At 71.0% G+C, this 26,144-nt stretch carries 19 protein-coding genes; 10 read left to right on the forward strand and 9 right to left on the reverse strand.

Features of this window, described 5'->3' with window-relative positions; translation table 11 throughout:
- Positions 1-79 precede the first annotated feature (79 nt).
- Positions 80-697, reverse strand: a complete 618-nt coding sequence (locus JW592_RS26880; protein WP_209267831.1) for an ATP-binding protein — start codon at positions 695-697, stop codon at positions 80-82.
- A 174-nt stretch (positions 698-871) separates the two neighbouring features.
- Between JW592_RS26880 and JW592_RS26885 the strand changes: the two genes are divergently transcribed.
- Both JW592_RS26885 and JW592_RS26890 read left to right on the forward strand, forming a co-directional pair.
- Positions 872-1,870: a TAXI family TRAP transporter solute-binding subunit gene (locus JW592_RS26885; RefSeq protein ID WP_209267832.1), complete on the forward strand. Its 999-nt coding sequence runs from the start codon at positions 872-874 to the stop codon at positions 1,868-1,870.
- Between the two features lie 76 nt (positions 1,871-1,946).
- Positions 1,947-5,069, forward strand: coding sequence for an alpha-mannosidase (locus JW592_RS26890; RefSeq protein ID WP_209267833.1), 3,123 nt, complete (start codon positions 1,947-1,949; stop codon positions 5,067-5,069).
- Here JW592_RS26890 and JW592_RS26895 read toward each other — a convergent pair.
- On the reverse strand, positions 5,035-6,462 hold the full coding sequence (locus JW592_RS26895; RefSeq protein ID WP_209267834.1) for a sensor histidine kinase: 1,428 nt from the start codon (positions 6,460-6,462) through the stop codon (positions 5,035-5,037). The genes JW592_RS26890 and JW592_RS26895 overlap by 35 nt on opposite strands.
- 26 nt (positions 6,463-6,488) lie before the next feature.
- Positions 6,489-7,214, reverse strand: a complete 726-nt coding sequence (locus tag JW592_RS26900; protein WP_209267835.1) for a response regulator transcription factor — start codon at positions 7,212-7,214, stop codon at positions 6,489-6,491.
- Between the two features lie 350 nt (positions 7,215-7,564).
- Between JW592_RS26900 and JW592_RS26905 the strand changes: the two genes are divergently transcribed.
- The 6 genes from JW592_RS26905 to JW592_RS26930 all read left to right on the forward strand — a co-directional run bounded on the left by JW592_RS26905 (position 7,565) and on the right by JW592_RS26930 (position 15,373).
- Positions 7,565-8,350, forward strand: coding sequence for an amino acid ABC transporter ATP-binding protein (locus JW592_RS26905; protein WP_229376928.1), 786 nt, complete (start codon positions 7,565-7,567; stop codon positions 8,348-8,350).
- Positions 8,351-8,564: 214 nt separating this feature from the next.
- Positions 8,565-9,476: a glutamate ABC transporter substrate-binding protein gene (locus JW592_RS26910; RefSeq protein ID WP_209267836.1), complete on the forward strand. Its 912-nt coding sequence runs from the start codon at positions 8,565-8,567 to the stop codon at positions 9,474-9,476.
- Positions 9,477-9,639: 163 nt separating this feature from the next.
- Positions 9,640-10,287: an amino acid ABC transporter permease gene (locus tag JW592_RS26915; protein ID WP_209267837.1), complete on the forward strand. Its 648-nt coding sequence runs from the start codon at positions 9,640-9,642 to the stop codon at positions 10,285-10,287.
- Positions 10,284-11,177 carry an amino acid ABC transporter permease gene (locus tag JW592_RS26920; RefSeq protein WP_209267838.1) on the forward strand — a complete coding sequence of 298 codons (894 nt, stop codon included), beginning with the start codon at positions 10,284-10,286 and terminating at the stop codon, positions 11,175-11,177. Before JW592_RS26915 ends, JW592_RS26920 begins: the two co-directional genes overlap by 4 nt.
- Positions 11,178-11,403: 226 nt before the next feature.
- Complete coding sequence (locus JW592_RS26925; RefSeq protein ID WP_209267839.1) at positions 11,404-13,137, forward strand: FAD-dependent monooxygenase; 1,734 nt, start codon at positions 11,404-11,406, stop codon at positions 13,135-13,137.
- A 70-nt stretch (positions 13,138-13,207) separates the two neighbouring features.
- Positions 13,208-15,373: a glycoside hydrolase gene (locus JW592_RS26930; protein WP_209267840.1), complete on the forward strand. Its 2,166-nt coding sequence runs from the start codon at positions 13,208-13,210 to the stop codon at positions 15,371-15,373.
- Between the two features lie 134 nt (positions 15,374-15,507).
- Here JW592_RS26930 and recX read toward each other — a convergent pair whose 3' ends face one another.
- The 3 genes from recX to JW592_RS26945 all read right to left on the reverse strand — a co-directional run bounded on the left by recX (position 15,508) and on the right by JW592_RS26945 (position 17,922).
- Positions 15,508-16,224: a recombination regulator RecX gene (gene recX / locus JW592_RS26935; protein WP_307805565.1), complete on the reverse strand. Its 717-nt coding sequence runs from the start codon at positions 16,222-16,224 to the stop codon at positions 15,508-15,510.
- 3 nt (positions 16,225-16,227) lie between these two features.
- On the reverse strand, positions 16,228-17,394 hold the full coding sequence (recA, locus tag JW592_RS26940) for a recombinase RecA (protein ID WP_209267841.1): 1,167 nt from the start codon (positions 17,392-17,394) through the stop codon (positions 16,228-16,230).
- 333 nt (positions 17,395-17,727) lie between these two features.
- Complete coding sequence (locus tag JW592_RS26945) at positions 17,728-17,922, reverse strand: DUF3046 domain-containing protein (protein WP_209267842.1); 195 nt, start codon at positions 17,920-17,922, stop codon at positions 17,728-17,730.
- A 79-nt stretch (positions 17,923-18,001) separates the two neighbouring features.
- On the opposite strand from JW592_RS26945, the gene JW592_RS26950 reads away from it, so the two are divergent.
- Positions 18,002-18,907: a hypothetical protein gene (locus JW592_RS26950; RefSeq protein WP_209267843.1), complete on the forward strand. Its 906-nt coding sequence runs from the start codon at positions 18,002-18,004 to the stop codon at positions 18,905-18,907.
- Between the two features lie 69 nt (positions 18,908-18,976).
- Here JW592_RS26950 and JW592_RS26955 read toward each other — a convergent pair whose 3' ends face one another.
- The 3 genes from JW592_RS26955 to JW592_RS26965 all read right to left on the reverse strand — a co-directional run bounded on the left by JW592_RS26955 (position 18,977) and on the right by JW592_RS26965 (position 21,039).
- Complete coding sequence (locus tag JW592_RS26955; protein ID WP_209267844.1) at positions 18,977-19,282, reverse strand: AzlD domain-containing protein; 306 nt, start codon at positions 19,280-19,282, stop codon at positions 18,977-18,979.
- The gene (locus JW592_RS26960; RefSeq protein ID WP_372446582.1) at positions 19,279-20,064 is read right to left on the reverse strand and encodes an AzlC family ABC transporter permease; all 786 of its coding nucleotides are present in this window, start codon (positions 20,062-20,064) and stop codon (positions 19,279-19,281) included. The genes JW592_RS26955 and JW592_RS26960 overlap by 4 nt, the downstream gene beginning before the upstream one ends.
- A gap of 117 nt (positions 20,065-20,181) precedes the next feature.
- Complete coding sequence (locus JW592_RS26965; protein WP_209267865.1) at positions 20,182-21,039, reverse strand: AraC family transcriptional regulator; 858 nt, start codon at positions 21,037-21,039, stop codon at positions 20,182-20,184.
- A 118-nt stretch (positions 21,040-21,157) separates the two neighbouring features.
- Here JW592_RS26965 and JW592_RS26970 point away from each other — a divergent pair, with 118 nt between their 5' ends.
- Positions 21,158-26,038 (forward strand): DNA glycosylase AlkZ-like family protein, encoded by a 4,881-nt coding sequence (locus JW592_RS26970; RefSeq protein ID WP_209267845.1) that lies wholly within the window; start codon positions 21,158-21,160, stop codon positions 26,036-26,038.
- Positions 26,039-26,144: the final 106 nt, after the last annotated feature.

Below are 26,144 nucleotides of genomic sequence, written 5' to 3' on the forward strand. Positions count from 1 at the left end.
AAGGGTAGGCGTTCGCACCGACCGCCACGGCCGCCTGGTCGGGTGCGCTCGGACACCGGACGGCACACTGTGACTCACATCACTGTGCGGTGTGTTCGGGAGGCAGCCGCAGAGTCACCCAGACCGCGTTCCCGTCGGTGACGGAAGAAGGCCGCACGCCCCAGTCGGCGGCGAGCGCGGCCACGATGCACAGGCCCCGGCCGCTCTCGTCGGCGGCCTCGCTGTCCTTCAGCTCCGGCCTGTCGTCACCTTCGGCGTGGTCGTGCACCTCGATGCGCAGCAGTGCGGCTGAGGGAGTCTCGCGGGGTGCCAGAGCGGCGCGGCAGACGAGTTCGGCGTCGGGCAGACAACGGGTGTGCACGACGGCGTTGGTGGTCAGCTCGGAGAGCAGGAGCACGGCATCGTCGACCACCTCGTCGGATATCGACGGGTCCTTGCGCTCCCGCAGCCAGGAGGCGAAGGCGACGCGTGCCCGGCCTATGTACTGCTCCCGGGCGGGGAAGCGCAACTGCCAGGCCGGGTCTTCGGTACGTCCGGGCGGCGCCGCCGGGTGCGGGGCGCCACCGGACGCCGGAGACGCTGTCGTGGAGGCTGCTGCGGGATCCCTGCGAGCGGGGGCGGCGTACACGTGGAGGCGCCTTCCGTCGAGCTGGTCCCGGCCCTGCGGAAGGGCCGTGACGCGTGGTCTGACCGTCACTATGGCCCCTGCAGTTCCACTCAGCAAGCGACAGTGTGAAATTTGCAGTTCGCGAATCGGCGCGTTCGCACCCGGCGCCTCGACGGGGTGACTCGCACCATTCCCGTCGTGGCCGCGGTCCTGGCAGTATCCCTTTCCATGGCCAGCCTGCGTCCGCGAACGGTGTCCCGTCCGATGCGCCGCCCGAGCGGACTCAGCACCGGTCGGCAACGCGTCCTGTGGGCCGCGACCGCCGTGCTCGTGGTGTGCGGACTGCTGGTGTGGTGGCTGCGGCCGACCCCCACGCCCTCCCCCGGCGGGGAGATCACTTTCGCCACCGGGGTGCGCACCGGCGTGTACGAGCGCTACGGCACCCTGTTCAAGAAGCGGCTGGCGCGGGATCTGCCCCGGGTGGACCTGACGCTGCAGCGGAGCCAGGGCTCGGTGCAGAACCTGGCACGGATCGTCTCCGGCGAGGCGGACTTCACCATCACCGCCTCCGACGCACTCGCCGCCTACCGGGAGAAGGGCGGCAAAAGGGCCTCCCACATCCGGGCGTGCGCGCGGCTGTACGACGACTACATGCACCTCGTCGTACGCAGGGACTCACCGGTCGACAGTGCCAGGGACCTCAAGGGGCTGCGCGTCGGAGTCGGTGAGCGGCGCTCCGGGGTCGCGCTGGTGACCGAGAGGCTGCTGAAGGCCGCAGGGCTGGACATGGACCACGATGTGCACCCTGTGCGCAAGGGCATCGACACGATGCCCAAGCTGCTGTCAGAGGGAAAGCTGGACGCGTTCTTCTGGTCGGGCGGGCTGCCGACCGGCGCCATCGAGCGCCTGGCTGAGCGGACCGACATACGGCTGGTGCAGCTCGGCGACCTGCTGCCCCGGCTGCACGAACAGCGCCCCGAGACGCGTTACTACCGCGCTGCCGTGATGGCGCCCGACGCCTATCCCACCGTGCAGCGCGGCCGGTCGGTCAAGACCGTGGCCATCGCCAACCTGCTGGTGACCCTCGACAGCACGGACCCCGAACTGACCGAGGGCATCACCCGCTCCGTCATCAAGAGCAGGGACCAGATCGGGCGGGAGGTGCACGCCGCCCAGAAGGTCGATCTGCGAACCGCCATCTACACCGATCCTGTGCCGCTGCACGAGGGTGCCCGCCGCTACTACCGCTCGGCCAAGCCCTGACCTTCACCGCTCGGCCGAGCCCTGACCGGAACGTCGCTGCCGACACCAGGCCCCGACCCCACCAAGGAGCCGATCGATGCATCACGACCGCCGTACTGTCGAGGACCGGCTGCGCCGCGCACTGGACGAGCGGGTACGGCCCGCTGTCCACACCTCCGCGCTGCCGCTGACCGTCGAACGCTGGGAGGCGCCGGGAGAGCCGGTGCCGGTCGCACAGGGCATCTCGGCGCCCTATGGGCCGGCCGCGGTCGGCGAGACCTGGGGACCCGCCTGGGGCACGACCTGGTTCCGGGTGACGGGACAGGTTCCGCGCGCGTGGGCGGGCCGCACGGTGGAGGCCGTGCTGGACCTCGGCTTCGAGCGGAACATGCCGGGCTTCCAGTGCGAGGGGCTCGTTCACCGTGCGGACGGCGAAGCGGTCAAGGGGCTGCATCCGCGCAACTCCTGGGTGCGGCTGGCGGACACCGCCGTCGGCGGCGAGCAGGTCGAGCTGTACGTCGAGGCCGCTTCCAACCCGATCGTCAACACCCCGCAGACGCCGACCCACCAGGGCGACATCCGCACGGCGGACAGCACGCCTCTCTACCGGCTGGCGCGGATGGATCTGGCCGTCTTCGAGCCGCAGGTGTGGGAGCTGGCCCTGGACCTGGAGGTGGCGGGCTCGCTGATGCGTGAGCTCCCGCTGGAGGACGCCCGCCGCTGGGAGCTGCTGCGGGCTCTGGAGCGGGCGCTGGACGCCCTGGACCTGGCCGACGTGCCAGGCAGTGCCGGCCGGGCACGGGAGCGGCTCACAGACGCGCTGACGGCCCCGGCGCGGGCGTCGGCGCACCGGGTCAGCGCGGTGGGACACGCGCACATCGACTCCGCCTGGCTGTGGCCGCTGCGCGAGACGGTGCGCAAGGTGGCCCGGACAGCGTCCAACATGGTCGCGCTGATGGACGACCATCCGGAGTTCGTCTTCGCCATGTCGCAGGCCCAGCAGTTCGCCTGGATCAAGGAGCACCGGCCCGAGGTGTACACCAAGGTCAAGCGGAAGGTCGCCGAGGGCCGGTTCGTCCCGGTGGGCGGCATGTGGGTGGAGTCGGACACCAACATGGTCGGCGGCGAGGCCATGGCGAGGCAGTTCCTCTACGGCAAGAAGTTCTTCCTGGACGAGTTCGGCATCGAGACGGACGAAGTGTGGCTGCCCGATTCCTTCGGCTATACGGCGGCACTGCCGCAGCTGGTGAAGCTGTCCGGGTCCACCTGGTTCCTCACCCAGAAGATCTCCTGGAGCAGCACCAACCCCTTCCCGCACCACACCTTCTGGTGGGAGGGAATCGACGGCACACGGATCTTCACCCACTTCCCCCCGGTGGACACCTACAACTCGACCCTCAGCGGCGAGGAACTGGCGCACGCAGCGCGCAATTTCCGCGAGAAGGGGGCGGCCTCGCGCTCCCTCGTACCCTTCGGCCACGGCGACGGCGGTGGCGGCGCCACCCGCGAGATGCTGGGCCGCGCCGCCCGGCTGCGCGATCTGGACGGCTCACCGCGGGTGACCGTGGAGAAGCCGGCGGCGTTCTTCGACAAGGCCCACCAGGAGTACCCGAACGCGCCGGTGTGGCAGGGCGAGCTGTACCTCGAACTGCACCGGGGTACGTACACCTCGCAGGCCAGTACGAAGCAGGGCAACCGGCGCTCGGAGTCCCTGCTGCGCGAGGCCGAGCTGTGGGCCGCGACCGCCGCTGTGCGCACCAGCGGCTACGACTATCCGTACGAGCGGCTGGAGCGGCTGTGGAAGACGGTGCTGCTGCACCAGTTCCACGACATCCTGCCGGGCTCCTCCATCGCCTGGGTGCACCGCGAGGCCCGCGAGACGTACGCGCGAGTGGCCGGGGAACTGACGGAGATCATCGAGCGGGCGCAGCAGGCCCTCGCCGGGCGCGGGGACCGGGAAGTCGTCTTCAACGGCTCCCCGCATCGCCGCCGGGGCGTCCCCGCGGGCGGCGCCCGGCCCCTCGACGGCCGGGCCGCGCAGGCAGCCACAGCACAGGTCGTCACCGCGCCGGCCGCCGCACAAGGCGCCACCGCCCCGGCCGTCACCGTGGCGGCCGTCACCGTGGCGGAGCGGGCGCACGGCGGCTGGACGCTGGACAACGGACTGCTGCGCGTGGGGGTGGACGGCCGCGGTCTGGTCGTCTCCGCCTACGACCAGCGCTCCGGGCGCGAAGCCCTCGCACCGGGACAGGCGGCCAATCTCCTCCAGCTCCATCCGGACCTGCCCAACCACTGGGACGCGTGGGATGTCGACGCCTTCTACCGGCACACGGCCACCGATCTGACGCACGCCGATGAGCTGACCGTCGCCGAGGCCGACGGAAACAGCGCCACCGTCCGGGTCGCCCGCTCCTTCGGCCGGTCGGCCGTGGTGCAGACAGTGACCCTCCAGGCGGGCAGCTCGATGCTGCTCATGGAGGCCGACATCGACTGGCACGAGAGCGAGAAGCTGCTCAAGGCGGCGTTCCCGCTCGATGTGAAGGCCGACCGTTCAGCAGCGGAGACACAGTTCGGACACGTCTTTCGGCCCACCCACACCAACACCTCCTGGGAGGCAGCCAAGTTCGAGATCTGCGCGCACCGCTGGCTGCACGTGGAAGAGCCCGGCTGGGGCGCCGCGCTGGTCAACGACTCGACGTACGGGCACGACGTCACCAGGGACATCCGCGAGGACGGCGGCCAGACCACCACGGTCCGCCTCTCGCTGCTGCGCGCTCCCCGCTACCCGGACCCGGACACGGACCAGGGGCGGCACCGGCTGCGCTACGGACTCGTCCCCGGCGCCACGCTCCAGGACGCCGTACGCGAGGGCCACTGGATCAACCTGCCCGAGCGGACCGTCCAGGGCGACGGCAGCCACGTCACCCCCCTGGTCTCGCTGGAAGGTGAGCAGGCCGACCGGATCGTCGCCGAGACGGTGAAACTGGCCGAGGACGACAGCGGCGATGTGGTCGTCCGCCTCTACGAGTCGCTGGGCGGGCGGGCGAGCGCGCTGCTGGCTCCCGGTTTCCCCGTCACCTCGGTGACCGAGACCGACCTGCTGGAGCGCCCACTGTCCGGCCCGCGGGCGCACCACACCGTGGAGGAGGCCGGGGTACGGGTGACACTGCGGCCCTTCCAGATCCTCACTCTGCGTCTGGGGCGTTCCGGGGCACGGTGATCAGCACCCGCAGACCCCGCGGATCGTTGTGCGCGAAGGACAGCACCGCGCCGCTCCCGGCCAGCAGCGCGCGGGTGATGGACAGGCCGAGCCCGGAGCCGGAGACGTTCTGGTGGCGACTGCTGCGCCAGAAGCGGTCACCCACCCGCTCCAGTTCCTCGTCGGTCAGCCCGGGCCCGGCGTCGGCCGTCTCGACGGTCACGCTGTCGCCCTCGGCGCGTACGGTGACCGCGACGGTTCCGCCGTCAGGGGTGAACTTCACCGCGTTGTCGACGACGGCGTCCAGCGCACTGGAGAGCGCCACCGGGTCGGCCCACCCGGTGGCGGCCGACTGTCCGGCCAGCCTCAGCTCCACGCCCTTCTGTTCAGCACTGGGGCGCCAGGCCGCGACGCGCTCCGCGGCGATGTCGGCGACATCGGTCAGTTGCACATGTGCGGTGTCGGAGTGCTCGGCCAGCGCCAGGTCGAGCAGATCGTCCAGCACCCGTGCCAACCGCTTGCCCTCGGCTCGTACGGAGGCCATCTCCTCGTTGCCCTCCGGCAGCTCCAGCGCGAGCAGTTCGATACGCAGCAGCAGTGCGGAGAGCGGGTTGCGCAACTGGTGCGAGGCGTCAGCGACAAAGGCGCGCTGCTGTTCCAGCACGCTCTCCACATTGCCCGCCATCTCGTTGAAGGAGTGCGCCAGTCTGCGCAATTCGGGAGGGCCGACCGAATCGACGACACGGGAGGTGAGCTTCCCGGTGGCGATCTCATGCGCTGCCCGGTCCAGCGTCCGCACGGGCTTGAGTACCCATCCGGTCAGGCGCAGCGCCGCTGCCAGGGCCAGCAGCATCGCGGCGGCCTCACCGACGGCGATGGCCAGCCAGCCGCGCATGATCCGCGAGCGCATCGGCCCGGTGGGCGAGTCGGTCAGCACCACGGCCGCCACATCGCCGTCCCTGATGACCGGGGAGGCGACAGCGATCCGGCCGTCGCGCTGCCAGGGCCATACCTGGGGCGGGTCGTGGCTGCGGCGTCCGGCCAGCGCCTCGGCGAAGGCGCGTGCCCCGTCCGGCCTGCCCTTCTTCCCGCCCTGCTGTCCCTCTCCGGGCACTCGCCAGTCGACAGGAGAGGCGGCCATCGTGCGCCCGTCCCGGTAGAAGACGCCGGCCCGGATGCCGTAGAGGTCGTGGTAGCGGTTCAGCTCGTGCTGCAGGGTGGCGCGGCGTTCGTCGGGCTGGCTGGTGGAGGTGACGAACTGCGCGAGGGAGGCGAAGCGCGCGGTGTCGTCGATCCTGTCGACCACCACGCGCTGCTGCTGTGCCTGTGCCTGGCTCAGCGCCAGCGGGAAGCCCAGCGCGAGCAGGATTCCGGCCAGCAGGATGATCAGAAGCGGGAGGAGGCGGCTGCGCACGTCGTCGGTCCGGTCCGGGCCTGCGGTCAGTCGCCCTGGGCGGCCATGCGGTAGCCCACCCCGCGGACCGTCTCGATCAGGGCGGGCCGCTGCAGCTTGGAGCGGAGCGAGGCCACGTGCACCTCGAGGGTGCGGCCGGTCCCCTCCCAGCTGGTGCGCCAGACCTCGCTGATGATCTGCTCGCGCCGGAAGACGACACCGGGACGCTGGGCCAGCAGCGCCAGCAGGTCGAACTCCTTGCGGGTGAGCGGCACCGGCGCGCCGTCCACGCTGACCTGCCGGGTGGGCAGCTCGATGGTCACGGCCCCCAGCCGCAGCGTGCCGGCTGCGTCCGCTCCCTGCGCTGCCGCCCGCTCACCGGCCGCCGGGGCCTCCTCGAGGGCCTTGCGGCGGCTGACGGCGTGGATACGGGCGAGCAGCTCACCCATGTCGTACGGCTTGACGACGTAGTCGTCCGCACCCAGGTTGAGCCCGTGTATCCGGGACCGTACGTCGGCGCGTGCGGTCACCATGATCACCGGGGTGGAGCTGGTACGGCGGATGCGGCCGCACACCTCGAAACCGTCCTGGTCCGGCAGGCCCAGGTCGAGCAGGACAACGGCGAAACCGGGCCCCTCCTGGCCGCGGACGAGCAGTTCCTGGAGCGCCTCGGCGCCGCTGCGCACATGTGTGACCTCGAAGCCGTGCCGCGCCAGCACCGCGGAGAGCGCCGCTGCGACGCGGTCGTCGTCCTCGACGAGCAGCAGTCTCACCCGACGCCCTCCTGTTCTTCCCACCGCCTCCGGTGAACGATTCCGACAGTGCATCCACGCCGATCGGCGCAGGTGAGTCAAGGGGTCACCGGGAGAAGGCGGGCATCCGTTATACAGCCGGTACGACGACCGTCATACAGCCACAACGGCCTCCGGGCCCGCTGCCTGACCAGGGGACGGACGGTCCGGAGATGCCCCGGTCACCCCCGTTGCCGCCCTCACTGGCCCCTCTACCCACTGCGCCGGGCCGCAGCCGGATCGTTATGCTCAATTTCAGCTCAGATGTAATGACGGTCACGCCGGCCGCTCACTAAGGTCCTCGCAACCGACGAGGACGGAGCTACACGTCGATGAGCGAAGTATCGGTGACCAAGGACGCAGGCGGTCCCGAGTCCGCGACCGACAAGCTGGTCGTGCTGGACAACATCAACAAGCACTTCGGTGCGCTGCACGTCCTCCAGGACATTGACCTGACCATCGCCCGCGGCGAGGTCGTCGTCGTGATCGGCCCCTCCGGGTCCGGCAAGTCCACACTGTGCCGCACCATCAACCGGCTGGAGACGGTGGACTCGGGCAGCATCACGATCGACGGCAAGCCGCTGCCCGCGGAGGGCAAGGACCTGGCCAAGCTCCGTGCCGACGTCGGCATGGTCTTCCAGTCCTTCAACCTCTTCGCGCACAAGACGGTGCTGGAGAACGTCACGCTGGGCCAGACCAAGGTCCGCAAGACGGACAAGCGGGTGGCGGAAGAGAAGGCACGTACGCTGCTCGACCGGGTCGGCGTCGGCAACCAGGCCGACAAGTACCCCGCACAGCTCTCCGGCGGCCAGCAGCAGCGCGTCGCGATCGCCCGGGCACTGGCGATGGACCCGAAGGTGATGCTCTTCGACGAGCCGACCTCGGCCCTCGACCCCGAGATGATCAACGAAGTCCTGGAGGTCATGCAGCAACTGGCCCGGGACGGCATGACGATGGTCGTCGTCACGCACGAGATGGGCTTCGCACGGTCGGCCGCGAACCGCGTGGTCTTCATGGCGGACGGCCGGATCGTGGAGGAGGCCACCCCGGATCAGTTCTTCAGCAACCCGCGCAGCGACCGCGCCAAGGACTTCCTCTCGAAGATCCTGCACCACTGAGCCCGCACCACGAGCCCTCCCCCCGGTGGGCTCCACCGGGTCTGCACCGCCAGGCCCGCCCTGCCAGACCTGCACCGTCAGCCTGCACCACTCGGTCTCACCGCCGAGCCTTCACCGCTGAGGCCCGCACACACGACCCCGCCCCTCCTCCGTGGCAGGGCGCCAGGCGGCCAGCGCACCGGGCCAACGACTGTTCAAGCAAGGGATGTTCACTATGAAGTTCCACAAGACCGCCGCAGCGGCAGCCGCTGTCCTGGCTCTCGCCGCCACCGCAGCCTGCGGTGGCAAGGAAGGCTCCGCGGGCGACAAGCCCAAGGACCAGACGGACGAGAAGGCGCTGCCCAAGTACGAGGTCGCCAAGGACGTCAAGATCGACTCGCCCGTCCTGAAGAAGGCCCAGAAGCGCGGCAAGATCGTCATCGGCGCCAAGGCCGACCAGCCCTACCTCGGCTTCCAGGACCAGTCGACCAAGAAGTACTCCGGCTTCGACATCGAGATCGCCAAGATGATCGCGGCCGACCTGGGCTTCACCCCCAAGCAGATCGAGTGGAAGACGGTCGACTCCGGCGCTCGCGAGACCACTGTCTCCAAGGGCGACGTCGACCTCATGATCGGTACCTACACGATCAACGACGAGCGCAAGAAGCAGATCGACTTCGCGGGTCCGTACTTCCACGCCGGTGCCTCGCTGCTCGTCCGCAAGGACGAGAAGGAGGTCACAGGCCCGGATTCCGTCAAGGGCAAGAAGGTCTGCTCCATCGTCGGCTCCACCCCGCTGCAGACCATCAAGGAGCCCAAGTACGGCGCCAAGGTCACGGAGCTGAGCAAGTACTCGGAGTGCGTCTCGCAGGTGCTCGACGGTCAGGTCGACGCGGTCACCACGGATGACGCGATCCTCATGGGGTATGCCGCGCAGAACCCCGGCAAGCTCAAGGTCGTCGGCAAGCCGTTCTCCGACGAGCCCTACGGCGTCGGTCTGAAGAAGGGCGACAAGGCGCTGCAGAAGGCCGTCGCCGACGCGCTCAAGAAGCACCAGGACAACGGCGACTACAAGAAGGCGTTCGAAGCGACGCTGGGCAAGTCCGGCTCCAAGTTCAAGACGCCGCCCGAGATCACCGAGAAGTGATGACCCACGCCCCGCTCCCCGGCGTCAGCGCCGCGCGGGGCGGGGCGTGATTCTGTTCCGGGCACACCGTCTGCTCCGGCGTTCCCTCCCACCCGCCGGGTGACCAGCCCGTGCCCGGTCCGGCCTTTCCCGCCGCCCCTACGCGACTCCTCGCGGAGAATTCATGAACGTACTTCTCGACAACCTGGCGCTGTTCCGCGAGGGATTCCTCGGCACCTTGTGGCTGACGGTCGTCAGTGCGCTGCTCGCCCTGGTGCTCGGTCTGGTGATCGCGGGCTTCCGCGTCTCGCCTGTGCCCCCGCTGCGCATATTCGGCACACTGTGGGTCAACGTCCTGCGGAACACCCCGCTGACGCTGCTCTTCCTGGTGGCCTTCTTCGTCGTGCCCAAGGTGCTCTTCCCCGGCGTCGATTCCTTCATTCTGGCCGTGTGTGCGTGCGGCTTCTACACCTCGTCGTTCGTCGCCGAGGCCGTCCGTTCGGGCATCAACACCGTGCCCATGGGCCAGGCGGAAGCCGCCCGCGCCATTGGCATGACCTTCACCCAGACCATGCGGATCGTGGTGCTCCCCCAGGCCACCCGTACGGTCGTGCCCCCGATGAGCAGCATATTCATCGCCCTGACGAAGAACACCGCGATCGCCGGCGCCTTCGACAACGTCGACCTGTTCAACATCCAGAAGACGCTGAGCAACGACGGTTACGACATCGCCGTGATCTTCGTCTGGATCACCCTGGGCTACCTGATCATCACCTACGCCATCAACGGCCTCTTCCGGCTGCTGGAGAACCGTCTGGAGGTCGCCCGATGAGTGCGAGCGTCCTGTTCGACGCGCCCGGCCCGAAGGCGCGCGTCCGCAACCTGATCTACTCCGTTGCCGGCAGCATCGGCCTCGTCGCCCTGATCGCCTGGGTCTGCTACCGGCTGTACGACAAGGGGCAGTTCGCGGGCGAGCTGTGGGACATCTTCAACTACGCGGGCATCCGGCAGAACATCTTCGATGCCCTGCTGTCCACCCTGAAGGTGTTCGCGCTGGCGGGCGTGTTCTCCCTGGCCTTCGCCGTGGTGCTGTGCGTGGCACGGCTGTCCGACCACAAGCCCGTGCGCTGGGTGGCCGTCGTCTTCATCGACCTGTTCCGGTCGATCCCGCTGCTCATCACCATCTTCGCCCTGTGGGTCGGCATTCTCGGCGACATGACGCCCATGTGGGCGCTCGTGCTGGGCCTGACGATCTACAACGGCTGCGTCCAGGCCGAGGTGCTGCGCGCCGGGGTCAACGCGGTGCCCAAGGGACAGGTGGAAGCGGCCTACGCGCTCGGTCTGCGCAAGACCCAGGTGACCGCCTCGGTGCTGTTTCCGCAGGCCGTGCGCTCCATGCTGCCGTCGATCATCAGCCAGCTGGTGGTGACCCTGAAGGACACCTCGCTGGGCTACATCATCCTCTACCCGGAGCTGCTGTACTCGGCCAGGCTCATCGCCAACAACACCCCGGTGGGTGGTGTCTATCCGACGGTGCAGACAGTCATCGTCTTCGGCGCGATCTACATCGGGCTGTGCCTCGTCCTGGCCTGGTTGGCGAAGTTCGTCGAACAGCGCGGGCGCAGGTCCAAGGCGGGAATCGTTCCTACGGCAGCCGAGCAGCCCGAGGAGGTCGCCGCTCCCGGGGACGTGGCAAAGCCGAGCGACGTGTCCAAGGACTGAGCGAGTCCGGGACCCTGCCTCCCGTACACCAGTCCGCCGTACACCACTCCGGCGCGGTCCATGGCGCGGGCACTCGCCCGTTCCATGGGCCGCGTCGGCATCTTATGGCGTCACTTGACGCATGCTCAGGCAGTGGGTTGCATACCAGCGTGATCGTGCACCAGGCTCCACCACCGGAGAAACCCGGCCCCCGTCAGCACCAGCAGGGCTGCGAGGTTTCCACACTGTGGATCCGGTGATCGTCGTCGGGGCCGGTCCCGTGGGACTCGCCCTTTCCTTCGCCCTCGCGCGGCACTCCGTTCCCTCCCTCGTCCTCGACTCCACCGACGGCAACCCGCCGGCTCGTGCGGCGCGCAGCTGCATACTGCGTCCGGACAGCGCTGCCGTGCTGCCCCCGCTTCCCGGGCTGCGCTGGCGCTCCTGGCGCACCCGGCGCCGCTCGCAGCAGGTCGAGCAGCTCGAGCTCGCACCGGAGCAGGCACCGGTGCACATCGAGCAGCACGTGCTGGAGCGCACGCTGCGCAGCGCGCTCGCTGAGGAGAAGCTGGCGCGGATCGTCACCGACAGCCATGTCGACCTGCTCGAACAGGACGCGACCGGTGTCACGGCACACACCCGGGGTCCCTCCGGCACCTGGTGGCGGGGCAGTTACGCCGTCGGCTGCGACGGTGCACGCTCGATGGTCCGCAAACTGCTCGGGGTGCGCTTCCCCGGACGTACGGCCGTCGAACGGCACGCTGTCGCGGCCCTGCGGGTGCGGCTGCCATGGGAGGAGGGGCAGTACGACGAGGACGGCGCGTGGGAGCCGGGAGACGTGGGAGCGGCACTGCTGCACCGCGACCCGGGCGGTACGCCGGGTGAGGTGACGGCCCGCCCGCTGCCCCAGGGCCGGTGGCGGCTGGACTGGCTGCTGCCTCCGCGCGGCGATCTGGTGACGCCCGAGGAGATGCTGGAACGGGTGGCGGACACCCTCGCCGTCTGGTCCGAGGAGTCGTTGAGGGAGTCGGCCAAGGCGGCTGCCGCACCGGTCGGCGGCAGGGCCGGCAGAGCGGGCAGGCCCGGCACGCCTCGCCGGCCGGCCGCTGGGGGCGCACCAGGAGCCGGCCCCGACGAAACGCGTGCGAGCAGCGGCATCGGGCCGTACGAGCTCGTCGACACCGGTGTGCACACCGCGCACCAGCGACTGGCCCGGCACTGGCGTGTGGACCGCGTCTTCCTCGCCGGGGACGCCGCACACCTGACCGGTGCGCTGGGGGTGCAGTCCGTCGACGAAGGACTGCGGGACGCCTCCAACCTGGCCTGGAAACTCGCGCTGGCCTGGCACCACGGTCACGGCGCGGCGGCGGACACCCTGCTGGACAGCTACGAGACGGAACGGCGCGGCGCCATGGTCGCCCGGCTGCGCGCCGTCGACCAGGCGCTGCCGGTCGTACGCCGCGGCGGTGGACTGCGCGCGCTGCTGCCCGGTGGCGCACGCACTCACCTCGGCCTGCTGACCGACGGCCACCTCGGGCGGGGGCTGCTGGGAGCCCCGCCCGCCTACACCCGTACGCCGTTGACTCCGGCGCGCGGAAGTGTTGCCGAGGTGACCGTCGGGACGGCGCCGGGAGCACCCGTGTGCGACGTCTCCGTCACGGCTACTGACGGCTCACGCGGCGCCCTGCACGAATGGCTGGGCGGCGCGGGCGGAGAGCTGCTGGTGCTGCTGGTGGCACCCGGCACCGGGGTCTGGGACAGCCGGCACTGGCTCACAGCGGGCATGATGCCCGAACTGGCCTCCGCTGTCGCCGGGTTGCCGCTGCGCGCCACTCTGCTGGTCGCCGAGAGCTACCCCGGGGCGGCAGCCCACACCGTGCTGGCCATCCGCGCCGACGGTCATCTGGCAGCCGCCTTCCCGGCAGGACGCTTCAACGCCCTGCGCACCTGCGCGGAGGCCGTACGCGGAGGGGCGTACTCGTGAGAGGCGTGCGCTCTCGCCACCCGGGTTGCTCTTAGAAAGCTCTTAGCCGCCCTCTCCATGCTGATCAACCATGGAAGAACCGGAGAACACCCCACACAGGGAGACGCAACAACCGGGGGCCGCCCATCGGCGGACCGACGGCCGGCAGCCGACCGCCCGCCACCAGCCGACCGTCGGCCATCGGCGAAGCGGACACAGGGACAACGCCGGAGCCGCGCGCAGGCGCCGCAACCGCGTCCTCGGGATCGCAGCGGCGCTCACCGTTACGGCCACCACCGCCTCGGCGGGTTACGCCGCATTCGCAGGCCCCGGCTCCGGCCCCGGCCGGCACACCCCCGGCTCCGCGCCACCCCGCGTCCACGGAAGCGCGGTCGACATCCCGGTGGCGGGCGGCACCACCACGGTCGACACCGCATCGCTGCGGGTGACCGGCCGTACCGACAGCGGCGCGGCCGTACCGGTCTCCGGCGCGGCTGCCCACGCCGAGAAGCTGGGCGAGCCGAGCCCCGTCAAGGTCGACGGCACCCGGGCCTCCTGGTCGTACCCCGCCAAGGGGCTGAGGGTGACGGCGACCGGCGCACGGGGACGGCTGCGTATGACAGTGCGCTCGCAGCGGGACGGGACGCTCGCATGGCCGGTCACCGGCAAGGGCGCCGGGACGGGCGGGAAGGACGCCGCGCTGCAGGTGCCCCGCGGTGAGGGGCTGTCCGTACCGGCCAGGGACCCGTTCTGGAACTCCGAGCAGGCGGGCCTCGCCGGCACCGAGGCCGACCTGGCCACCGGCTCCCTCACCCTGCCGCTGTGGGGCTACACCGCGCGAGGACACGGCGTCAGCTATCTCGTCCCCGAGAGCGTGGGCACCTCACTCGCCTTCGCCTCCACGGGCGGAAAGCTGCACGCGACCGCCAAGCATGCATTCTCGCGCCGGGAGAAGACCCTCGACTACACCGTCACCTTCTCCCTCACCTCGGCCTCACCCGTCGCACCGGCCGTCGACTATCACCGCTGGCTCCGCGAGCACGGCCAACTGCACACGCTCAAGCAGAAGATCGCCGAGAACCCCCGGGTCGCGAAGCTGCTCGGCGCCCAACACGTCTATCTCTGGGGCAAGGCCCGGAGCGCGCAAGCCGTGCGCAGGCTGCGCGAACAGGGCAGCACCCGGCTGTGGCTCGGCTACGACGCCGACGGCCGTCCCATGAGCAGGAAGGCGGTGACGGCGGCGAAGAAGCAGGGCTATCTCGTCGGCCCCTACGACTCCTACGCCAACGGCCAGGACCCGAAGTCCGCCGACACCCCGGTTGCGAAGTGGCCCGGATCGGTCTACCCCGACTACTGCGTACGCAACTGGAAGGGCGAGCTCAAGACGGGGTTCGGCGGTCGCGGCTGCTACATGAGCTCGGAGGCGTTCGCCAAGTCCGAGCCCACGAAGCACTATCTGGCCGCACATACGAGGGAGATCACCAAGAACGGCGCCAACAGCGTCTTCCTGGACGTGGACGCCGCCGGCGAGCTCTTCAGCGACTTCTCCGAGGCTCACCCGATGACCAAGAAGCAGGACCGGGCCAACCGGATGGCGCGCATGCGCGCCCTCGCCGACAAGAAGGGCTTCGTCGTCGGCTCGGAGTCCGCCGTCTCCTGGTCCGCACCGGTGCTCGCGTTCGACCACGGCGCACAGACCCCGGTCAACGACGGCCTGTGGGCCTTCCAGAAGGACAAGGAGAAGTGGGGCGGCTACTATCCGGCCAACGCGCCCGGCCAGTTCTTCAAGCCGGCCAAGCTGCCCGCTTCACTGGCGAAGTCGATGTTCGATCCGGCCTATCGGGTGCCGCTGTACGAGACGGCGCTGCACGACTCGGTGGTCAACACGGACCGCTGGGAGATCCCCTACGACAAGCTCCCGGCACAGAAGTCGGACCGCGCGCTGATGTCGGTGCTCTACAACACCCCGCTCAACTTCGTGCTGGGAGACGCGAACCTGGAATCGACGGGTAAGGAGATGGCCAGGCTGCAGCGCTACTTCGCGCCTCTGCACCGGGCGGCGGGCACCGAACGGATGACGGACTTCCGCCGGCTGACCGGCGACCACCAGGTCCAGCGTTCCGTGTTCGGGCGCGGCACCCTCACCGTGACGGCCAACTTCGGCACCAAGGCATACGCCGGGCTCCCGGGCGGTTGCGTGGACGCGAAGCTGAAGAACGAGTCCAAGGCACGGCGTCTCTGCCCGTCCCGGGGCTGAGCACACACACCGTGGACCGGCCGCGGAGTGCGTGCACTCCGATGGACTGCCGCCATCCAGCACCGGCCACCGGCACCGGGCATCCTCCGGCCCGAGGTGCCGGTGCGCCCGCCGCTCCGCCCCGGAGTGCGGCCTCACCCGCCGGGGAAGTGCTCCTCCAACAACTCCGGGTCTTCGCCCTCCTCCTCCAGCGCGCGCCGGACGACCCGGAGGGCAAGACCCTCGGAGTAGCCCTTGCGGGCCAGCATTCCGGCGAGCCGTCGCAGGCGCTTTTCTCTGTCGAGCCCCCTGGTGGAGCGCAGCTTGCGCGCCACCAGAGCGCGTGCCGTCTCCTCCTCCTGCCCGGAGTCGAGCCGGCCGACGGCCTCGTCGATCACCGTGGAGTCCACGCCCTTGGTCCGCAGCTCGCGCGCGAGTGCTCTGCGGGCCAGTCCCCGGCTGTGGTGCCGGGATTCCACCCAGGCGTCGGCGAAGGCGGCATCGTCGATGAGGCCGACGTCCTCGAATCTGGCCAGCACCTCCTCGGCCGCCTCCTCGGGCACCTCCCGCTTGCTCAGCGCGTCGGCGAGTTGCCGGCGCGTCCTGGGCGTGCCGGTGAGCAGCCGCAGGCAGATGGCTCTGGCCCGCTCGACCGGGTCCTTCGGCTCGGCTTCCCGCTCCGGGGCCCGGTCCCCGGCCGGGCCCCGGCCCTCACGCCGGGGTGACGCAGGCGATGGCCCCGCTTCGGCCCTCGACAAAGCGGGACCATCGCCGTCCTGGATGTCCGCCACCATGCCCTCGCCCCGAGGGGCGGAGGACGGCGGCGGGTCCGGGGAAGGGGTGTACTCCGGCCAGTCGCTGCGCCGTGTCACGGACTAGCTCTTGGCCGCGGCGGCCTTGGACGCCTTGCTCGTCTTCGCCGCCTTGGCCGCCGGGGCCGGGACAGCCTTGGCCGCTGCCGCTTCCGCGGCGTCCGTCCCCGCAGGAGCCGCTACCGGGGCGCTGCCTGCGGCGTCCGCTCCGGGCTCGCCCGCCGGCTCCTGCGGCTGTACGCCGATACCCAGCTTCTCCTTGATCTTCTTCTCGATCTCGTTGGCGAGGTCGGGGTTGTCCCGCAGGAAGTTGCGGGCGTTCTCCTTGCCCTGGCCGAGCTGATCGCCCTCATAGGTGTACCAGGCGCCGGACTTGCGGATGAAGCCGTTCTCCACGCCCATGTCGATCAGGCCGCCCTCGCGGCTGATCCCCATGCCGTAGAGGATGTCGAACTCGGCCTGCTTGAAGGGCGGTGCCACCTTGTTCTTGACGACCTTGACGCGGGTGCGGTTACCGACAGCCTCGGTACCGTCCTTCAAGGTCTCGATGCGGCGGATGTCGAGCCGCACCGAGGCGTAGAACTTCAGCGCGCGGCCACCGGTGGTGGTCTCCGGCGAGCCGAACATCACGCCGACCTTCTCGCGGAGCTGGTTGATGAAGATCGCGGTGGTCTTGGACTGGTTGAGCGCACCGGCGATCTTCCGCAGCGCCTGGCTCATCAGCCGGGCCTGGAGACCGACATGGGAGTCGCCCATCTCGCCCTCGATCTCGGCGCGGGGCACCAGGGCCGCCACCGAGTCGACGATGATCAGGTCGAGCGCGCCGGAGCGGATCAGCATGTCGGTGATCTCGAGGGCCTGCTCGCCGTTGTCCGGCTGGGAGAGGATCAGTGCGTCGGTGTCGACGCCGAGACGCTTGGCGTACTCGGGGTCCAGCGCGTGCTCGGCGTCCACGAAGGCGACCGTACCGCCCGCCTTCTGGGCGTTGGCCACCGCGTGCAGAGTCAGGGTCGTCTTACCGGAGGACTCCGGTCCGTACACCTCGACGACGCGGCCGCGCGGGAGGCCGCCGACCCCGAGGGCCACGTCAAGGGCGGTCGACCCGGTGGGGATGACCTCGACCGGCTCGTTCGGCCGCTCGCCCATGCGCATCACGGCGCCTTTGCCGAATTGCCGTTCAATCTGCGCGAGCGCGGCGTCGAGCGCCTTCTCGCGGTCGGTTCCTGCCATGGGTGCCACCCGGTTGTTTGCTTGAGTCGATCGCTTCACGTCTCAAGACGCTAGCGCCTGCCACTGACAATCGGTCCGGACCCGCGCTCACTGGGCCGTGGCCTGAGCGGGCGTGCTCGCCGGAGCCTCTATAAGAATCCATGTTCGATTTTGGCGTCAAGTCACCCCGCCTCCCTGTGGAAAACGCGGAAAACCGCAGGTCAGGAACGTGCCAATAGACATGCCAGTGACCGTACGCCGAGCACGGGCCGCCCCGTCCGTCGTCCGGCTACGGCCCCCGAAGGCGAAGAGCGTCACACGCACGGCCGGAGCGAAGCTCCGGTACACGGGGGCTCACCTCTTGTGCGCGGGGACCTCCATGACCTCGCACACCACGCGCCAGACGTCCTTCGCTTCCCAGCCCGCCGCGAGCGCTTCGTGTACCGTCCGGCCACCGAGACCGGCCATCACATGGTCACGCGCGAAGTAGTCGGCGTACGCCTCGCCGAAGTGCTCCGCCATCCGCTGCCAGAAGTCCGTCAACCGCATGACTCCAGTATCCCGCCCTCAGGGGTTGGCTCTCGCCGACAGCAGTGACCTGGCGACCGCTCGGGCCTACGGTCGGAGAATGGCTCCCTGTGGATCGGTTCTCTCCCGCGCGGAGAATTTCATCTGGCTGACAGCGCGCGTGCTGGAACAGCGGCGCTTCGAGCACGACTTCCTGAACGGCGACCCGAGCGCCGTCGAGACGGCCTTGGACGCCTACCGCAACGCCGACGGCGGCTACGGCCACGCGCTGGAGCCCGACCTGCGCGGTCCTGTGAGCCAGCCGCTGCACACCGCCGCCGCCGTGCGGGTGCTGGACAGCATCGGCCGCTGCGCCGGACAGCGGGTGGAACGCATCGGCCGCTATCTGACGGCGGTCTCGACCCCGGAGGGTGCCCTGCCCGCCGTGCATCCCTCGCTGCGCGGCTATCCCTCCGCGCCCTGGATCCCCGTGCCGGACTCACCGCCCAGCGATCTGCTGGCGACCGGGCCGGTGGTCGGCACGCTGCACCGCAACAGCGTCTGGCACGCCTGGCTGTTCCGCGCCACCGACTACTGCTGGAACACCATCGAGACCCTGGACAAGACCCACCCGTACGAGGCGCGCGCCGCGCTCGCCTTCCTCGACGGCGTACCGGACCGCCCCCGCGCCGAGGCCGCCGCGGGACGCCTCGGCACGCTGGTACGCGAGCAGCGGCTGGTGGTGACGGACCCGGGACGCACGGCGGACTTCCCGCTCCCCGACGGCTATGCGCCGGGCGAGTACCACTATGTGACCGACTTCGCGCGCAGACCGGATTCGCTGGCCCGCCGCTGGTTCTCGGACGCCGAACTGGAACGCGGACTCGACCACCTGCTCAGCCGCCAGCAGGACGACGGCGGCTGGGACATCAACTGGCGCAGATGGGCGCCCGTAACCGCTCTCGAGGGCCGCCCGCTGGTCACCCTGGAGGCACTGCACACCTTGCGCGCGTACGGGCGTCTTTGAGCGCTTCGGTGACGGGCTCGGAGCCGGTCCAGTGCTCGCTCCGAGCCCGAACCCGTCACCGGACAGGCCCTAGCCCAGAGCCCGGATGCCTGCGGTGACCAGCACGGCGACGGCGACGACCACCAGGAACGGTGCCCTCAGCACCAACGCGACAGCGGCGGCGGCCAGCCCCGCGGCCCGGGCGTCGAGCACCAGCGTCATCCGGTCGGCGAAGGTCTGCTGCGCGATCAGCGCCGCGAGCAGCGCAACAGGCAGCAGCGCGGCCAGCCGCTGGACCAGCGGCCGCTCCAGCACCCCTGCGGGCACCGAGAGGCCGAGCAGCTTCACCAGGTAGCAGCCGAGGGCCGTGACCCCGATCGCTGTCCACACACTCACCGGGACTCCTCCTTCGCTGTCCGCTCCCCGTCACGCTCCGCCCGGTGCCCGAAGAGCACTCCGCGGCCCGCCGGCAACCTGCGCGCCACCAGGACGAGGGGCGCCGAAAGAGCGGCGACCAGCACCGGCACGCCCGCCGGCAGCACGGGCAGCAGCCCCAGGCCCAGGACGACGGCGAGACCGGCGGTCGTCCGCTCGATGCCGGTGCGCAGCATCGGTGCGAGGAGCGCGAGGAAAACCGCTGGTCCTGCCGCGTCCAGACCCCAGGCGTCGGTGTCCCCCAGCGCTTCCGCGCCCAGCGCACCGAGCAGAGTGGTGAGGTTCCAGAGCGTGAAGAGCGTCGCGCCGGTGACGGTGAAGCCCAGCCGGACCGCGTGCCGACCACGCTGAGCCAGGGCGACGGCGGAGGTCTCGTCGATCACCCAGTGCGCCGCCGCGATCCGCGCACCGCCGCGCAATCCCAGCAGCCGGGACAGCCGCAGCCCGTAGAAGGCGTTCCGGAAGCCCAGGAAGAAGGCACCGGCAGCGGCCGTCAGCGCGCCGCCTCCGGCCGCCAGCGCGCCGACGAGGGCGAACTGCGAGGCACCGGTGAAGACGAACAGGCTCAGCGCGCACGTCTGGGCGAGGGAGATTCCGGCACCGGCAGCGGTGACGCCGAAGGCGAAGCCGGAGAGTCCGACGGCGATCCCGACGCCCAGCGCGTCCCGTACGACGGCGCGGTCGTCGCGGCTGCCCTGAGTGGGTTCTGCTGGAGCCTGGTCGAACAGAGTCTGCGCGGTCAGAGCACGGTCGGACAGAGCCTGCTGGGATGCGTCCGGTATGCCGGTGGTTTCCGGGGCGGAGGCGTCCGGCGCCTCCGGTGGGTCGAAGGTTTCTCTCTGCTGTGGCACGCGCTCACGCTAGGAAATGGAGCGCTCCGCGTTCTTGTACGTTCTTGCACGTCCACGCCGGTAGGCGCCCGGCGGGACGCCGATGATCCGTCCGAAGTGCCGCGTCAGGTGGGACTGGTCGGTGAAGCCCACAGCGGTGGCGGTCTCGGCGAGCGGGAGACCCGCGTCCAGCAGGGCGCGCGCCCGGTGCACCCTGGCGTCCGTCAGCCAGGTGTGCGGCGGCATCCCGTACATCCGGCGGAAGGCGCGCAGCAGCGCGAAGGGGCTGGTCCCCAGTTCGGCGGCGAGATCCTCCAGGGACGGCGGGTCGGCCATCCGCTCCTCCAGGACCGCGCGGGCCCGCAGCGCGTACCGGGCGCCCGCCGTGTGGATCGTGCGTTCGGGCAGCGGGCCGCCGTGCAGTCGCAGCAGCCGGGCCACAACGGCGTGCATGAGGGTGTCGGCGGCCAGCGCGTTGCCCTCTTCCAGCGCCCGGTGTATGGCCTGCACCTGACGGGAGGAGACGGGATCGTCGGCCGCCGCGACGTTGAATCCGGGAGTGCCCCGGATGGTGGTCGTCTCGGCCGCGATCCCGGCCACCAGGGAGGGGTCCGGGTAGAGCACCTCGTAGGACCAGCCCTCGGGCGTTCCGGCGTGCCCGGTGTGCATCGTGTCCGGATTGATCAGTGCCAGTCCTCCCGGGCCCACCTTGTGCACGTCTCCGCCATGGTGGAACGCCTCCACGCCTTCGGTGATCGCGGCGATCACATAGGTCTCATGGGTGTGCCGCGAGAAGATCTTGCTTATGTAGCGGGCGCGCAGCAGGTCGACACCGGGCAGCTTCGGTGACTGCCAGTAGTACGCGCGCTCCCTCTCCCCCTGGGCCATGCCCCCATTCTCCGCCCGGCCCGGCACGGCCGCCCGCGCCCACCCGCCGTGATCGGCGGCACCGCCGCCCCGCACCGCGGCCCGGCCGCTGTCAGTGCCGTGCTGCACGATGGGGAGCATGGGTCGGACATCGGCGCTGGACGCCTTCTCACCGGCGACCCGTGCATGGTTCACGGGCGCCTTCAGCGAGCCCACCGCTGCTCAGGAGGGGGCCTGGCGTGCGCTGGCCGAGGAGTCGGACGCGCTGGTGGTGGCGCCGACCGGGTCGGGCAAGACGCTGGCCGCCTTCCTCGCCTCGCTGGACCGGCTCGCCGCTTCGCCACCGCCGGCCGACCCGCTCAAGCGCTGCCGGGTGCTGTATGTGTCCCCGCTCAAGGCGCTCGCTGTCGATGTGGAGCGCAACCTGCGCAGCCCGCTCACGGGTATCCGCCACGAGTCGCTGCGGCTGGGCCTGCCGGAGCCGGAGATCAAGGTCGGCATCCGTTCCGGTGACACCCCCGCGGCCGAACGGAGGTCCATCTCCCGCCGCCCGCCGGACATCCTGATCACCACGCCCGAGTCGCTCTTCCTGATGCTGACCTCCAGCGCCCGGGAGGCGCTCTCCGGTGTCGAGACGGTCATCGTCGACGAGGTGCACGCGGTGGCCGGCACCAAGCGCGGCGCCCATCTGGCCCTCTCCCTGGAGCGGCTCGATCACCTGCTGGAGCGCCCGGCGCGGCGTATCGGCCTGTCCGCCACCGTACGCCCGGTTGACGAGGTGGCCCGCTTCCTCTCGCCGCGGAGGAACGCCGTGGTCGTGCAGCCGCCCTCGGGCAAGCGGTTCGAGCTGTCGGTCGTGGTGCCCGTCGAGGACATGGGCGAGCTGGGCAGCTCCCCGGCACAGGACGCGGCGGGGCCTGACGGCTCCGGCCCGGGCGGGGGCGGCAAACCGTCGATCTGGCCCTCGGTGGAGGAGCGGATCACCGACCTCATCCAGGAACACCGCTCCACCATCGTCTTCGCCAACTCCCGGCGACTGGCCGAGCGGCTGTGCAACAGGCTGAACGAGATCGCCTATGAGCGCACCACCGGCGAGCCCATGCCGGAGGACCACTCACCGGCCGAGCTGATGGGCAACGCGGGCGCGGTCACCGGTGCGCCACCGCTGATCGCCCGCGCGCACCACGGTTCGGTCTCCAAGGAGCAGCGCTCCCAGGTCGAGGAGGACCTCAAGGCCGGCAGGCTGCCCGCCGTGGTGGCCACCTCCAGCCTGGAGCTGGGAATCGACATGGGCGCCGTCGACCTGGTGGTGCAGGTCGAGTCACCGCCCTCGGTCGCCTCCGGGCTGCAACGCGTCGGGCGTGCGGGCCACCAGGTGGGTGCCGTCTCGGCGGGTGTCGTCTTCCCGAAATACCGAGGCGACCTGGTGCAGTCCGCCGTGGTCACCGAGCGGATGCGCGAGGGCGCCATCGAAGCGCTGCGCATCCCCGCCAACCCGCTGGACGTCCTCGCCCAGCAGATCGTCGCCATGGTGGCGGTCGACTCCTGGGATGTGGACGAGTTGCTGGCCCTGGTGCGGCGCGCGGCTCCGTTCGCCGCGCTCCCGGAGTCGGCCTACACCTCGGTGCTGGACATGCTCGCCGGGCGGTATCCCTCCGACGCGTTCGCGGAGCTGCGCCCGCGTCTGGTGTGGGACCGGGTGGCGAACACGGTCAGCGGCCGCCCCGGTGCGCAGCGGCTGGCCGTCACGTCCGGTGGCACGATCCCGGACCGCGGGCTGTTCGGGGTCTTCCTGGCGGGTGCCGACCCGAAGAAGGGCGGCGGCCGTGTCGGTGAGCTGGACGAGGAAATGGTCTACGAGTCCCGGGTGGGCGATGTCTTCACCCTGGGCACGACGACGTGGCGGATCGAGGACATCACCCGGGACCGGGTGCTGGTCACCCCGGCACCGGGGGTGCCGGGCAGGCTGCCGTTCTGGCGGGGCGACCAGTTGGGCAGGCCGCTGGAGCTGGGCCGGGCGTTGGGCGCCTTCCTGCGCGAGATCGGCTCGCTCACCCGCGAGCAGGCCGAGGAGCGGCTGGCGGCCTCCGGCATGGACACGCTGGCGATCGGCAATCTGCTGGCCTACCTGGGAGAGCAGCGCGAGGCGGCCGGTCATGTGCCGGACGACAGGACGATCGTGGTGGAGCGGTTCCGCGACGAGCTGGGCGACTGGCGCATCGTGGTGCACTCCCCCTTCGGTGCGCAGGTGCACGCACCGTGGGCGCTGGCCATCGGTGCCCGCCTGACGGAGCGGTACGGCATGGACGCCCAGGTCATGCACGCCGACGACGGTCTTGTGCTGCGGTTGCCGGACGCCGAGCTGATGGATCTCGACCTGTTCGACGGCGAGCCGCGTCCTCCGCGCACCCCCGGCCAGGAGCTCGGCCCCCTGCCCCAGGGCGGGCACTCGACGGCGCACGAGCCGGGTGCCGACCCGGACCAGCCGCCACTGGGTGTGAACGATGTGCTCTTCGACAAGTCGGAGATCGAGCAGACGGTCACCGACCAGGTGGGCAACTCGGCGCTGTTCGCAGCCCGGTTCCGCGAGTGCGCCTCCCGCGCGCTGCTGCTGCCGCGCCGCAGCCCCGGCAAGCGCACTCCCCTGTGGCAGCAGCGCCAGCGCGCCTCTCAGCTGCTGCAGGTGGCCAGCGAGTTCGGCTCCTTCCCGATCGTCCTGGAGGCGGTGCGCGAATGCCTGCAGGACGTGTTCGACCTGCCGGGCCTCACGGAGCTGATGGGCGATATCGAGTCGCGCCGGGTGCGGGTTGTCGAGGTCACCACGGCGGAGCCGTCCCCGTTCGCCCGCTCCCTGCTGTTCGGCTATGTCGCGCAGTATCTGTACGAGGGCGATTCGCCACTGGCCGAACGCCGGGCCGCCGCGCTGTCCCTGGACTCACGGCTGCTGTCGGAGCTGCTGGGCCAGGCCGAGCTGCGGGAGCTGCTGGACGCCGACGTACTGCACGAGCTGGAGGACGAGCTCCAGTGGCGCACCGAGGACCGCCGGCTCAAGGACGTGGAGGGCGTGGCCGATCTGCTGCGGCTGCTGGGCCCACTCACGTCCGGGGAGCTGGCGGAGCGAGGGGCGGAGCCCGGCTGGGCGCCGGAGCTGGAGGCGGCACGCCGGGCCATCCGGGTACGGATCGGGGGGAAGGAGCACTGGGCGGCCGTGGAGGACGCGGGGCGGCTGCGGGACGCGCTGGGTGCGGCGCTGCCCGTCGGCGTGCCCGAGGCGTTCACCGAGCCGGTCGCCGACCCCCTGGGCGACCTGCTGTCGCGGTACGCCCGCACGCATGGCCCGTTCACTTCGGCCGACGCCGCTGCCCGCTTCGGGCTCGGTACCGCCGTCGCGGACGGGGCGCTGCACCGGCTGGCGGCCGGCGGGCGGCTGGTGCAGGGCGAATTCCATCCGTCCGGGATCGGCCAGGAGTGGTGTGACGCGGGTGTACTGCGCCGGCTGCGCCGCCGTTCCCTGGCGGCGCTGCGGCAGGAGCTGGAGCCGGTCCCCCCGCAGGCGCTGGCTGCTTTTCTGCCGCAGTGGCAGCACGTGGGCACCAACAGCCTGCACGGCGTCGAGGGACTGCTGCGCACGGTCGAGCAGTTGCAGGGGGCGCCCGTTCCGGCGTCCGCACTGGAGAAGCTGGTGCTGCCGGGCCGGGTCGCGGACTACGCCGCCCCCATGCTGGACGAGCTCACCGCTTCCGGAGAGGTCGTCTGGGCGGGCGCGGGCGCGCTGCCGGGCAAGGACGGCTGGATCTCCCTCCACCTGGCCGAGACGGCGCCGCTGTTGCTGCCCGAGCCGCATCCTTTGGAGCTGACTCCGGTGCACCAGGCGGTGCTCTCCGCGCTGGAGGGCGGATACGGTCTCTTCTTCCGTCAGATCGCGGAACGGGCCCGCGCCGCTCACCCGGAGGCGACCGATCCGCAGCTCACCGAGGCGCTGTGGGACCTGGTGTGGTCGGGAAGGGTCACCGGTGACACGCTCGCGCCGCTGCGGGCTCTGCTGGGTTCGGGCCGTACGGCAGGGTCGACGGCGCACCGCGCCAAGCGGCCGACGCCGCGCGGGCGTTACGGGTCGTTCACCACGGCGGCGGTGGCCGCGGGCAGTGGAGTGCGCCGCCGGGGTCCTGGGCGGGCACCGGCTTCCGCTCCGCCGACCGTCGCGGGCCGCTGGTCGCTGCTGCCCGCCCCGGAGAGCGAACCGACCCACCGCGCCCACGCGCTGGCCCGTACCCTGCTCGACAGGCACGGTGTGGTGACGCGCGGCGCGGTGGCCGCCGAGGGGGTGGAGGGCGGGTTCTCCGCCGCGTACCGGGTGCTGTCGGCCTTCGAGGAGAGCGGGCAGGCACGGCGCGGCTATGTGGTCGAGGGCCTGGGCGCCGCACAGTTCGCGATGGACGGCGCTGTGGACAGGCTGCGCGCCGTCAGTACGGCACGCGAACGGGCGGGCGGCGCTCCGGGTACGTTCCCAGGCGGAGGTCAGGATGCGTACGGCGGATCGCGCGGGGACGGCCGTTCGGCCGGCGCCCGCACGGGTCCGCGTGCGCTGCTGCTGGCCGCCGCCGATCCTGCGAACGCCTACGGGGCAGCCCTGCCCTGGCCGCCGCCCCCGCCCGGCGCCACGCACAAGCCGGGACGCAAGGCCGGCGCGCTGGTGGTTGTCGTCGACGGTGTCCTGACGCTGTACGTCGAGCGGGGCGGCAAGACGCTGCTCGCCTGGATACACGGCCCCGATACCCCCGAGGGCGCTGCCGGGGCCGCGGAGCCGCTGTCGGCCGCGGGACCCGACGGCGAGGCCGGTGCCGTCCGGCTCACGGCCGCCGTCGAGGCGCTGGCCCTGGCAGCGCGCCAGGGTGCGCTGGGGACCGTCACGGTGGAGCGCGTCAACGGCACGGCGGCGCTCTCCTCACCGCTGGGCACCGCGCTGGAGGCCGCGGGCTTCCACCCGACCCCGCGCGGCCTGCGGCTGCGCGGGGGTTAGCGGGTGCCCGTCGGACCTTGCCGGGCAGGGGGCTGCCCTGGCTGTCCGCTGCGGACTGCGGACTGCGGACTGCGGACTGCGGACTGCGGACTGCGGACTGCGGACT

It is taken from the genome of Streptomyces spirodelae, from assembly GCF_017676385.1.
GTDB lineage: Bacteria > Actinomycetota > Actinomycetes > Streptomycetales > Streptomycetaceae > Streptomyces > Streptomyces spirodelae.

Coding starts and splice junctions, on each gene's coding strand:
- JW592_RS26885 (WP_209267832.1), top strand. CDS start 872: ATGCGCCGCCCGAGCGGACTCAGCACCGGTCGGCAACGCGTCCTGTGG.
- JW592_RS26890 (WP_209267833.1), top strand. CDS start 1,947: ATGCATCACGACCGCCGTACTGTCGAGGACCGGCTGCGCCGCGCACTG.
- JW592_RS26905 (WP_229376928.1), top strand. CDS start 7,565: ATGAGCGAAGTATCGGTGACCAAGGACGCAGGCGGTCCCGAGTCCGCG.
- JW592_RS26910 (WP_209267836.1), top strand. CDS start 8,565: ATGAAGTTCCACAAGACCGCCGCAGCGGCAGCCGCTGTCCTGGCTCTC.
- JW592_RS26915 (WP_209267837.1), top strand. CDS start 9,640: ATGAACGTACTTCTCGACAACCTGGCGCTGTTCCGCGAGGGATTCCTC.
- JW592_RS26920 (WP_209267838.1), top strand. CDS start 10,284: ATGAGTGCGAGCGTCCTGTTCGACGCGCCCGGCCCGAAGGCGCGCGTC.
- JW592_RS26930 (WP_209267840.1), top strand. CDS start 13,208: ATGGAAGAACCGGAGAACACCCCACACAGGGAGACGCAACAACCGGGG.
- recA (WP_209267841.1), bottom strand. CDS start 17,394: ATGGCAGGAACCGACCGCGAGAAGGCGCTCGACGCCGCGCTCGCGCAG.
- JW592_RS26945 (WP_209267842.1), bottom strand. CDS start 17,922: ATGCGGTTGACGGACTTCTGGCAGCGGATGGCGGAGCACTTCGGCGAG.
- JW592_RS26950 (WP_209267843.1), top strand. CDS start 18,002: ATGGCTCCCTGTGGATCGGTTCTCTCCCGCGCGGAGAATTTCATCTGG.
- JW592_RS26965 (WP_209267865.1), bottom strand. CDS start 21,039: ATGGCCCAGGGGGAGAGGGAGCGCGCGTACTACTGGCAGTCACCGAAG.
- JW592_RS26970 (WP_209267845.1), top strand. CDS start 21,158: ATGGGTCGGACATCGGCGCTGGACGCCTTCTCACCGGCGACCCGTGCA.